The sequence below is a fragment of the Streptacidiphilus sp. MAP12-16 genome (assembly GCF_041262165.1).
In the GTDB taxonomy this organism is placed as follows: domain Bacteria; phylum Actinomycetota; class Actinomycetes; order Streptomycetales; family Streptomycetaceae; genus Streptacidiphilus.
Genome location: NZ_JBGCBY010000064.1, coordinates 1 through 10,752, shown reverse-complemented (window position 1 = coordinate 10,752; position 10,752 = coordinate 1). Strand labels below are relative to the sequence as shown.

General features: G+C 68.7%; 11 protein-coding genes. 3 read left to right on the top strand and 8 right to left on the bottom strand.

What is annotated here, in order from left to right; genetic code table 11:
* Both ABIA33_RS37770 and ABIA33_RS37765 read left to right on the top strand, forming a co-directional pair.
* The coding region (locus tag ABIA33_RS37770) for a GlxA family transcriptional regulator (protein ID WP_370088715.1) at positions 1-674 on the top strand (674 nt) is incomplete at its 5' end.
* Positions 675-1,125: 451 nt separating this feature from the next.
* Positions 1,126-1,737 (top strand): hypothetical protein, encoded by a 612-nt coding sequence (locus tag ABIA33_RS37765; protein ID WP_370088713.1) that lies wholly within the window; start codon positions 1,126-1,128, stop codon positions 1,735-1,737.
* A gap of 207 nt (positions 1,738-1,944) precedes the next feature.
* Here the strand turns inward: ABIA33_RS37765 and ABIA33_RS37760 are convergent, their stop codons facing one another.
* The 5 genes from ABIA33_RS37760 to ABIA33_RS37740 all read right to left on the bottom strand — a co-directional run bounded on the left by ABIA33_RS37760 (position 1,945) and on the right by ABIA33_RS37740 (position 6,461).
* On the bottom strand, positions 1,945-2,514 hold the full coding sequence (locus ABIA33_RS37760) for a DUF1097 domain-containing protein (protein WP_370088711.1): 570 nt from the start codon (positions 2,512-2,514) through the stop codon (positions 1,945-1,947).
* A gap of 107 nt (positions 2,515-2,621) precedes the next feature.
* Positions 2,622-3,656, bottom strand: coding sequence for an alpha/beta fold hydrolase (locus tag ABIA33_RS37755; RefSeq protein WP_370088708.1), 1,035 nt, complete (start codon positions 3,654-3,656; stop codon positions 2,622-2,624).
* 52 nt (positions 3,657-3,708) lie between these two features.
* Positions 3,709-4,956, bottom strand: a complete 1,248-nt coding sequence (fmdA, locus tag ABIA33_RS37750; RefSeq protein WP_370088706.1) for a formamidase — start codon at positions 4,954-4,956, stop codon at positions 3,709-3,711.
* Positions 4,957-4,982: 26 nt separating this feature from the next.
* Positions 4,983-5,264, bottom strand: a complete 282-nt coding sequence (locus ABIA33_RS37745) for an FmdB family zinc ribbon protein (RefSeq protein WP_370088704.1) — start codon at positions 5,262-5,264, stop codon at positions 4,983-4,985.
* A gap of 96 nt (positions 5,265-5,360) precedes the next feature.
* Positions 5,361-6,461 (bottom strand): substrate-binding domain-containing protein, encoded by a 1,101-nt coding sequence (locus ABIA33_RS37740; RefSeq protein ID WP_370088702.1) that lies wholly within the window; start codon positions 6,459-6,461, stop codon positions 5,361-5,363.
* 107 nt (positions 6,462-6,568) lie between these two features.
* Here ABIA33_RS37740 and ABIA33_RS37735 point away from each other — a divergent pair, with 107 nt between their 5' ends.
* On the top strand, positions 6,569-7,009 hold the full coding sequence (locus ABIA33_RS37735) for a MarR family winged helix-turn-helix transcriptional regulator (RefSeq protein ID WP_370088700.1): 441 nt from the start codon (positions 6,569-6,571) through the stop codon (positions 7,007-7,009).
* Between the two features lie 257 nt (positions 7,010-7,266).
* Here ABIA33_RS37735 and ABIA33_RS37730 read toward each other — a convergent pair whose 3' ends face one another.
* The 3 genes from ABIA33_RS37730 to ABIA33_RS37720 all read right to left on the bottom strand — a co-directional run bounded on the left by ABIA33_RS37730 (position 7,267) and on the right by ABIA33_RS37720 (position 10,214).
* On the bottom strand, positions 7,267-8,592 hold the full coding sequence (locus ABIA33_RS37730) for a DUF1501 domain-containing protein (protein ID WP_370088698.1): 1,326 nt from the start codon (positions 8,590-8,592) through the stop codon (positions 7,267-7,269).
* Between the two features lie 26 nt (positions 8,593-8,618).
* Positions 8,619-9,938: a DUF1800 family protein gene (locus ABIA33_RS37725; RefSeq protein ID WP_370088696.1), complete on the bottom strand. Its 1,320-nt coding sequence runs from the start codon at positions 9,936-9,938 to the stop codon at positions 8,619-8,621.
* Positions 9,939-10,019: 81 nt separating this feature from the next.
* A complete protein-coding gene (locus ABIA33_RS37720) occupies positions 10,020-10,214 on the bottom strand; it encodes a hypothetical protein (protein ID WP_370088694.1) in 195 nt (64 codons plus the stop codon).
* Positions 10,215-10,752 lie beyond the last annotated feature (538 nt).

The following is a 10,752-nucleotide window of genomic DNA, read 5'->3' as shown; positions in this document are numbered from 1 at the left end:
CGGCCCGCGAACTGCTCATCCAGACCCGCGCCAGGCGCACACCCATCGCGTCCGCCTGCGCGGGAACGTTCCTGCTCGCCGAGTGCGGAATCCTCAACGGCCTGCACGCCACCACCACCTGGTGGCTCGTCCCGGCATTCCGCAACCGCTACCCCCACGTAACACTCGACCAGAACCGCATGGTCACCAGCAGCGACGGCGTCACCACCGCCGGAGCCGCCTTCGGCCACATCGACCTGGCCCTGTCCATCGTGCGCCGCGTCAGCCCCGCCCTGAGCGACCTGGTCGCCAACCACCTCGTCATCGACGAACGTCCCTCCCAAGCCGCCTACACCATGACCGGCACACTCGCCGAGAGCGACCCGACGATCGCGGCCTTCGAACGCTGGGCCCGCCACCACCTCCACGAGCCCTTCAGCGTCAAAGACGCCGCTGGCACCCTCGGCGTCAGCGAACGCACCCTCCAACGCACCTTCCAAACCGTCCTGGGCACCTCACCCGTGCGCTTCGTGCAGAGCCTCCGCGTCGAACAGGCCACCTACCTCCTGCGCACCACCGACCAGTCCGTCGAAGCCATCGCCCGGCGCGTCGGCTACGAAGACTGCAACACCCTGCGCAACCTCCTACGCGAACGCACCGGCCGCACCATCAGCCAACACCGCCACCGCCCCTGAACCCAAGCCACTCCCCCACCTCCCGAACCAACTCCCCTGCCACGCACGGCCGCAGGCTGGTCCGCAAGCCCGAGCCGGCGAGCCGCGCACGCGACCCTCCACCCACAGCCCGTCAGGCGTCCTCAACAGAAACGTTTGACGGCTACGGAAGGTGGCCGCCGCACCCCCACGCAGTGCTTCGGGTAGCCTGGGCAGCCGCTCTCGGCAAGATCGTGACCGAGGCTGACCTCCTCTCCACACCCATCTGGCGCGTCCTGCAGGCGCTTGCCGTCCGCGAGGCCCGCGTGGTCGGACGGATCCTGAGCTGCGCAACAGCCGCGGCACGACCCACCTCGTCCAACTCCGCGGGCGTCCTGCGAGCGTCATGCGGCTTTGAGTTGGTTCCGTCGTAGGTCCAGCGGAAGGGACGGGCGTCGTGTCGTAGGCGACGGTGAACTCCTTGGTCTGGTCGATGAGGTCCTGTCGGGAGGTGAATTCGCCGCGTCGTAGCAGGCGGCGGGCCAGGTCAGGGACCGGCTCCGAGCCTTCGGAGACCGCTACAGCGCCACGGCACAGCCGTTCCAGTGGAGGTTCACCACCCCCGACCTGGACGATCTGCTGGCCGAACTCGACCGGCACACTACCGATCACCACGACGAATCCTCCGCCGCCCAGTCAGACTGATCAACCTCCGAAGGATTTCCGGGCCGACCACTCCCAGGTACCTACGCAGGTCGGCCAAACTCCGCTACACCTACACCTACACCTACACCTACGGCGACAACTGGGAGCACGACCCTCTCGTCCAATCCGTTGCCCCAGCCGAGCCGGGCAGCCCTACCCCCGCTGCCTCACCGGTCGCCGGGCCTGCCCGCCCGAGGACTGCGGCGGCATCCGGGGCGACCGGGAGTTCGTCGAGGTGCTCACCGACCCCGAGCATGCGAGCACGAAGAACGCCTGGGAGTGGCTCGGCTTCAACACCGCCACCGAATTCGACCCGGCAGCCTTCGACCCGGCAGCCTTCGACCTGGCCAAAACGAACGCCGCACTGTCCGAGCTGGCGACCATCGTGGTCAAGAGTTGACGATGCGCCACAACGCATGGCTCGTCGCGAACACAACGATCGCGGCGATCCAGGCCCACAGGATCTACGCGGAGCTGCATTAAAGTTGTCCCGCAACTGATCTTCAGCTGTGCGTCTGTCCACGCCGGTGAGGGCCCCGCCGTTCATCAACCCGGGCTACGGTGTGCTGCGACCATCGCGCCCGTGGCCGTCCGGCGCACCAAGGCGTCACGCTTCGGCAGGTGCTTCGGTGGGTGCCGGCAGCACGGCTTCCGGCCGGGGGGTGGGTTCCGGTTCGGACGGAGCGAACGTGAGCCACAGACCGAGGAACGCGCAGAGCGGGCCGAGAGCGCTCATCGCGGCGGAGCTGATGAAAGCGGCGGCCAGATTTCCGGAGGCGAAGCCGAATCCTCCGAAGTACGTGCCGAAGAGTGATGCGAAGCCGAAGAACATTCCGGGTATGAGCGAGAACGCCGGGATGCGGCCGGTCACCAGCAGCGTGCCGTTGACCACGAAGACGACCAGGGCCAGAGCGACGGTCCTGCCGAATTCACCGTGTCCGAATATTGTGCCGGTCTCCCGGTTGAGCAGGACGGCGACGACGCCGAAGCCCGCCCCGGCGGTGGTGGCGGTGATCAGTTTCACCGCGTTGGCCTTGTTCGGGCCACCGAGGAGGAAGGTCCCGGCCCAGGTGATGAAGATGGCCCAGGTCGGCATGGAGAGCGGCTTCATGAGGAGGAAGACGGTGGCGAAGGCGACGATCGAGGCGCTGACCTCATGAGGTAGGCGAATGCGCATGGCGGGGACTCCGATATGGGCGGTTTGCAGGGGCAGGGAAGGTGTGGGGCCGGCGACCGGCTTCGGCCGACGGCCCCACAGGCGGGCCGGCACGGTGCGCGCGTGCCTCAGTAGGCCAGGCCACCCGGCTTGGCGAGGAGCTCACGCAGGGCCGTGTCGATGAACTCGGTGTCCTTGGGGTTGCTGCCGTGGCCGGCGAAGTGGCCCCAGATCCCCGGTATCACCCGAAGTTCGGCGTCGGGGATGTGGCCGACGGCCCATGCCTCGTCCTCCGGCGGGAAGTAGAGGTCCTTCTCCGCAGGCATCACGAGCGCCGTCGCCTTGATGGAGGCCAGCGCGGACGCGGTGTCGCCGTTGAAGCCGGGGGTGAGGCCGACGTCCCCGTTCTGCCAGGTCCACAGCATGGTCAGCAGGTTGTTGGGGTCGCGGCCGTCGAGGAAGAAGCCCTCCCAGAAGCCGATGAGGAAGTCCTCGAGGGAGGTGTAGCCCAGCTTCTCGTACTCCTTCTCCCAGTAGAACGCCTGGGAGAAGCCCCATCCGGCGTAGACCCGGGCCAGGGCACGCAACCCGGTGGTCGGCCAGTTGTCGCCGTACCAGCCGCCGGCGAAGGCGGAGTCGGCCGTCAGCGCGAACTTGACGCCTTCCAGAAAGACCCTGTTGTGCAGGCTGGTGCGCGACGAGCCGCAGAACGGGGCGATCCGTTCGACCATCTCCGGGTGGCTCACCGCCCACTGGTAGGTCTGCCCCGCGCCCATGGACCAGCCGGTCACCAGGGCCAGCCGCTCGATGCCGAACTCCTCGGTCACCAGGCGGTACTGGGCGGCGATCTGGTCATGGACCGTGATGTGGGGGAAGCGTGCGCGGTCGTACGGAGCGGGCGTGTTGCTCGGCGAGGTGGACAGGCCGTTGCCGAGCATGTTCGGCACGATGATGAAGTACTGGTCCGGGTCGAGTGCCATCCCCGGTCCGATGAGCCATTCGTTGTCCCAGTGCCGCCCGGAGTACCAGGTGGGGTAGACGATGGCGTTGGTCTTGTCGGCGTTGAGCTCGCCGTACGTCGTGTAGGCCAGGAAGGCGCCGCGAAGGGTGGCGCCGCCCTGGGTGGTGAAGTCGCCCAGGGCGAAGAGCTGATGGTCTCTCACAGCGTAGTCCTTGCTTTCGGAGGGTGAACGGTGGAGCGGAAGGGACGGGAAGTCAGGATGTTGCCGCGCATCGGCCGCGATCGGCCTGCCGCGGGCCGTCGGCCGTCGGGCGGATATCGAAGTCGAAGATCGCGGTGGGCAGGTAGAGCGTGCAGCACGCATTGGGGATGTCCACCACGCCGCTGAGTCGGCCCTCGATCGGTGCCGAACCGAGCAACAGGTATGCCTGCTCGCCGCTGTAGCCGAACGTCTTCAGGTACTCGACGGCGTTCAGGCAGGCGTTGCGGTACGCGAGGGTGGCGTCGAGGTAGTGGTTGGTGTCGGTGGAGTGGTCGACGGAGATGCCGACGAACGAGATGAACTCGCTGTAGCGGGGCTCGACATTGCCGGGCATGAAGATCGGGTTCGTGGTCACCCCGTACTTCTCCATGCCGCGCTTGATCAGATCGACGTGGAGGTCGATGAAGCCGCCCATCTCGATCGCGCCGCAGAAGGTGATCTCCCCGTCGCCCTGGCTGAAGTGCAGGTCGCCTACGGAGAGCAGGCCACCTCTGACGTGGACGGGGTAGAAGATCCGGGCGCCCCGGGTCAGGTTCTTGATGTCGTGGTTCCCGCCGTTCTCGCGGGCCGGGACAGTGCGTGCGCCCTCCCGGGCGGCCCTGGTGCCGGCGTCGCCGGTGAGTTGGCCGACCAGGGCGTTGTGGGCCTGCGGCGGTAGCGCCAGCGCGGGCACGCGGTTCGGATCGGTGTCGATGAGCGCCTGCTCCCGGGCGTTCCACCGGGCCAGCATCGCGGCGGACGGAGCGGTGCCCATCAGTCCGGGGTGGGTGATCCCGGTGTACCGGACCCCGGGGATGTGCCGCGAGGTTGCCTGCTGGCCGTGGAAGTCCCAGACCGCCTTGTAGGAGTCGGGGAAGTGGTCGGTGAGGAATCCACCGCCGTTGTCGCGGGAGAAAATGCCCGTGTATCCCCAGCCCGCGCCGGACACCTCGCCCACCGCCTGGGGGATCGGCCCCAGATCCAGAATGTCCACGACGAGCAGGTCGCCCGGCTCCGCCCCTTCGACCCCGATCGGGCCGCTGAGCATGTGCGCGTGGGTGAGGTCGACGTCGCGGACGTCGTTGGCCGAGTCGTTGTTGCCGATCTGGTTGTCGGTCCAGTCCCGGCACTCGACCCGGAACTCCGAGCCCGGCCGCACGGTGACGACCGGGGGGATGCCCGGGTGCCAGCGGTTGTGGCCGGGGATCTTCTGATCGCGCATGGACAGGGCCTGGTCGACGCTGAAGACGACTTCCGGCATGGCTACCTCCAGAGTGGTTCGGCAGATCAGGGCTTCGGTAGCAGGGCATGTCGCGGGTCCGTGGGCGGTGCGGGTCCCCGGCGGGCCGCGGGAACCGCACTCACGACGCCCGGTTCGTGAGCGCTCGCCTCCTGGGTCTGCCGGGCGCGGGCCAACGCGACGGGCGTGCGGGCGATCATCGGCGCGGTGAAGACCCGTCGGGACGGGTCTCCGCAGGCCTCGCACGGCTCCTCGAGAAGGGCCTCGCCGATCGGACGGATCACCTCGAAGCTCCCGCAGCCGGTGCAGCGGTACCGGTATGTCGCCATGAGCTACCTCCAAATACTTCCATTGGAAAGTATTCATTGGGGAAGCAAGTGGTCAAGCCTCTGTGTGTTACATGCGCGTAAAACCGCGGAGTGCTGCTACGGGAGCTGCTGGAGCACGTCCCACTGCAGGCCGTCGGCGACGGCGAGGAACACGCGCTGCTTCAGGTGACGGTCCTGCACCTGGACCGTTCCACGCGGACTTTCGTACTCCAGCCCCTCGGTCGTCGCCTCGATCCGCGCCACGTCCACGACGCCCGCGCGGCGCAGCAGTTCGGTGAGCAGGCGCACGCCCTCGTAGCAGGACTCGCCGAGACTGTTGAGCACCGGGGCCTGCGGGCCGAACCTGCGGAAGTAGGCGGCGGCGAAGTCGAGGCCCGACGCGGTCGGCAGGTCCTCGAAGTACCCGGCCGAGGTCATCAGCCCGCGTGTGTTGTCCGGACCCGTCGCGAGCAGCACGTTCTCCTCGATCAGCGAGCTGAACCGGATGTGGTCCCGATCCAGCCCGGCCCGGCCGAACGCGCGGTTGAAGGCGACCGCGTCATTGCCGATCAGCAGCATGAGGACGGCCTCGCATGCGCTGGCCACCACCCGGCCCAGGGTCTCCTCGAAGTCTTCGGTGCCGAGTGGGACATAGATCTCGTCGCAGACGACGCCACCCAGTTCGGCCAGGTAGCGGTGGGCCGCACGGGCCGAGGAGCGCGGCCAGACGTAGTCGTCACCGACGATCGTCCACCGCCGGATTCCCAGTTCTCTCGCGAACCAGTGCAGGGCCGGCCGAAGTTGGCGGTTCGGCGTCTCCCCGGTGAGGAACACTCCGGGGGACCGCTCGCCGCCCTCGTAGAGCGCTGTGTAGACGTACGGCACCCGGCCGTCGATGCGCGGAGCGACGACTTCGCGAACGGCGGAGATGTGCCACCCGGCCACGGCGTCGACGACGCCGGCGGAGATCAGTGCGCCGACCTCGTCGGCCACCTGCCCGGGCGGCGCACCACCGTCGACGAGCAGCAGCCGCAGTTCCCTGCCGAGCACTCCGGACTCGGCGTTGACCTCTTCGGCCGCCAGTTGGGCGCAGCATTCACAGGACGGGCCGAAGATCCCGGCAGGCCCCTGGAGCGGCACCACCAGGGCGACGTCCAGTGTCTCGCGGCTCCTCGGTCCTACCGACGAGCCGGGCCACAGACGTGCCTTCTCGATCACAGCAGCCCATCGTAGCGATTACTTGCTACAGGAATATTTCGCACCGAGCAGTAACAAGCGGTATCTTCGAGGACGACGCAACACTAGGACGATCCGTTGGTAGGGCGATGACAACGACCGCAGCAACCGCTCACCGCGACCACGACCTCGCCCGGCTGCTCACGCTCGTCGAGCGGAGTGTCGTGCTGAGGCTTGGCGGGGCGCTCAAGGCGAACGGCTCCACAATCGAGGAATGGCGTGTGCTGTCGCTCCTGGGCGACGGCAACGGCCATGCCATGACGGAGATCGCCGAGTTCGCGATGCTGCCGGCACCGTCCCTCACGAAGGTCGTCGACCGCATGGTGTCCGCGAACCTCGTCCACCGCCGGGTTGACGATGCGGACCGCCGTCGCGTGCTGGCCTTCGCGTCGGAGCGCGGGGTCCAGGAACTGCATCAGTGGAACGCCATCGTGGAACGCGAACACGACGATCTGGTGGGGGCCATAGGCAACGAGGAGATCGAACTGCTCAGAGCATTGTTGGCCAGCGCGTCCCGGCGCCTGGCCTGAAGCTGCCGAATCGCTGCCTGGACGGCAGTGACCAGTTCCCGGAGGCGCGAGCGGCCTACACCACTGGCCGGCGGCTGAACAGGCCCGTGGTGACGTGCAGGCACTGGTCACGCTCGGCCGGGAGTTGGCCGTACGCGGCTCGCGTCTGGCCGTTGCACCGCTGCCGATCGACTGGCGGACGCCGGCCTGCGAGGACAACTCGGCACTGCTGAACCGCCTGCCCGCCGAAACGTCCCCGCACGCAGGCAGCGGCGCCGTCACCCATCCCCGGGCAGGGCCGCCTCGCGCGCCCGTCGATGCTGATCTCCCTGATCGGATCCCCCACCGTGCGCGGGCACCGTCGTCCGCGGGCACAGGAGAGCGAGCCGGGGGAACTGCGAGCCGAGGACGCGGGCCGGCTCGGTGTCAAGGACGCTGTCGAGCAGAGCGCTGTAGACAGATCGGAAGTCGGTGGTGAACTTGAGATCGCCGTCGTGAAGATCCCTGAGGTTGGGCCGCTCGCCGTAGCAGCCGCCCCGCACGGCGGGGCCGGCCACGAGGACCGGGCCGGCGGTGCCGTGGTCGGTGCCGTGACTGTCGTTGGCCGCGACCCTGCGTCCGAACTCGGAGTAGATCAGCACGGTGGGAGTGGTCGCCGCGCCGTCGAGTCGGCCAAGGAAACGTGACACCGCCGTGTCCACTTCGGCGAGCAGGCTCGACTGCGTGGGCTTGGCGTCGGCGTGCCCGTCGAAGCCCGCCAGACTCACCGCGTAAACGCGGGTGGAGACGCCTGCCTGGACGCAGGCGGCGACGAAGTCGAGCTGCGTCGCCAGGCTGCCCCCGTCGGGGCGGCGGCCGTGCGTGCTCTGCTGCCAGTGGCGGACAACGGGATCAAAGGTGTCACGGACCGTCAGGAAATCGCAGAGCGAGGCGGCTACGGCCGACTCGACCACCGGATCGCCGGCATCCGGGCGACCCAACCGGGCCACGTCCTTCGCTCTGAGGCGGCCCGGGAGCGGCATGGCTCCCAATGGGACGGCGGCGCCGCTGGCCCGTTCACCGGCCAGCATCGGAGGCAGGACGCTGCCGATCGAAACAGCCCGCAAGGGATCCTGATCGGCTGGTTCCTGCAGATCGAGCCAGCGGCCCAGCCAGCCGGTGTAGAGAGGTTCTGCAGCGGCGGCGGTCTGCCAGATATCCATCGAGGTGAAGTGGCTTCGGCTCGGGTTCGGGTAGCCGACGCCCTGGACGATCGCCAGCCGGCCAGTGCGCCACAGGGCGTGCAGTCCCGTCATCGCCGGATTCAGGCCCAGGCCCGCGCCCGGGCCCGGACCGAGGTCGAGGATCTCGCCGACCTGATAGGCCAGGCCCGGGCGTGCGTCCTGGTAGGCCCCGTCGTCGTAGGGCACCACCGTGCTCAGACCGTCGTTACCGCCGTAGAGCGTCACTACCACCAGGACCTTCTCCGGGCTCGCCCATGGACGTTCACTGACCTGGCCCAGCAGCCGTCGCACGGAGCGGGCACTCGGTGGCGCGGCCGAGGCGCTCGTACCGGTAACCTTGGAAGCCCGCAGGAACCTGCTGCGCAGGGCGGGATGCATCATGGCGGTGACCGTCCTTTCGGTGGAAGTCAGTTCGCGAGGTATTCGGGGGACGTCAGGGCGAGTACCAGCAGTGCCTCGGGGTCGCGGCGCACCTGGTCCAGAGCCGCACGTGTTCGCCGGCTCCAGCCGTCCAGACCCAGCAGCCGTGCGGCCGCCGTCGCACGACTGCGCGCGGAGGCGGTGCGGACGGCGGCGATGTCGCCCCTGCGCACCGCCCAGTGCGCGAAGTCGAGCCTGACCTTGGCGGAGGAGGCGGTCAGCCAGGCGCGGCCGGCAGGCCAGCCGCCGACGTTCGGTGGCGAGAACGGCGCCTGGCCGAGCGCGGTCAGGGTGGACAGGAGCAAAGCGCGGTCCTGTCCGGGCCCGTGGTCGGCCCGGATGCCCAGCGAGCGCAGCGTGCCGACCACGTATTCCACGGGCTGTTTGACCAGGGAGCGCCGAGCTGCAGGGCTGCGGAAATCTGGTTCCAGGAATAGGGCGGTGAGCAGTGCGGTGAGGTCACGTCGGGGCCCGTAGGCGTGGAGCAGCCTCTGGGTGGCGGTCTCGGACGGCTCGTCAGGCGCCACGTAGCGCCGCCACAGGCGGGAGACGAGGAATCGGGGGGACTGGGGCCGGTCCACCAGAAGCGCCACCAGCGCCGCGTCGTCGAAGCCGGAGCTGACGCCGAGGACGGTCATGGGGCCGCGGTCGTGTCGCGCGGCATCCAGCGTCGTGAGCCCAGTCCGGGCGTCATAGCGCACTGCGGTGAGTGCTCGGGCGGCTTCGCGCACGTCGGTGTCGGTGTAGTGGCCCACGCCCAGGGTGAAGAGTTCCATCAGCTCGCGCGCCAGATTCTCGTTGGGCGAGCTGCGGCGGTTGTCGTCCGCGTCCAGCCAGAGCAGCATCGCCGGATCGCGGACCAGTTCCGTGACCAGTGAACGAAAGTCGCCACCACCCAGGGCGCGGAGCGTCTCGTACTGTCGCAGCATCAGATGGGCGCTTGTCACCTTCTGGACAGAGGTGGCGAAATGGCCGTGCCAGAAGAAGGTCCGCTTCTCCAGCAGCGGGGCCTGTGTCCAGGCCATCTCGTCGATCCACCGGGCCGCCAGCTGCCGGGCCTGCTCGCCGCGTTGCCGCTCGACCAGGGCGCGGTCCTCGGGTGTCCTCGCGCTGTCCATCGGCAGTTCCGCCTCAAGCTTCACCAGGCAGTGGGCCCGCTCTCCAGAGCCGTCCCGGGCCCGCTCCACCAGGCGCTGCACGGTGGCCTCATAGCCGTCGCCGGCAGCGGCGTCGATCTCTTCGGGCAGACCCCCGAAGCAGGCGCGGCGCAGCAGGTGTGCCACGTCCGATCGGGGGTCTGTCGTCATCAGAGAACCGTTCTCATCTCAAGCGCCGTAATGGGTGGTTCGAAGGTGCGAACCGGTGCCGCGTCTGCGGGTGCCCATCCCTCACTCGGTGTCCCACTTGAGGGCGATCACATAGCCGTCGGCAAGGGCCGACGTCACGGCCGACGCCGCGTGCACACCGCTGCCGGCGGCGGAGGCGGTCACAGTGGCGGCGCCGGCCGATCCCGTCAGGCCGATCAGGCCGGCCAGCGCGCCGAGGGTGGCGGCAGCCGCCCTCTTACGGTTGATGAACTGCATAGAAAGATCCGATCTCTCGTGGTTTCTGATGTCGGGCCGCTGCGGGTGGGAATGCGGCCGAGCCCTCATGGCGCGGTCGCGGCCGAAACGGTCCTTCCGCTGCCCCCTGGTTAGGGCTGCAGCGGTCGGTGGTGCGGCGGTTCCCTGCATAGCCGGGGCCCGCTGGGTGAGGCTGGTGGATCACCAAGAACCTAGGGCCAGTCCCGACGCAGGTTCAGGGGCGAACCCGTCACGTTCGGTGCCGTTCCCGCCGTACCCGGGCTGGGCAGCGCAAGGCGTCGGGGGGCCGGCCTTCGTTTGGGGCCGCTCTCGCTCACCGGGCAGTCACGCAGTCGATGACGGTCGTGGCCGGGCCGCGCTGACGTGACCGCGAGGCAACCAGGAACCGGGAAGCCGCTCACCAGGCAACCCCAGGCGGCTGGCGCGGACCTGGGGTTCATCCAGGTCAAGCCCGTTCCGGACTGGAAGAACTCCCCCACCTGCCATCTTGAACCGGCGACCCCGATCAACGTAACGGCAGCGGCGTGAGCGAGTAGCA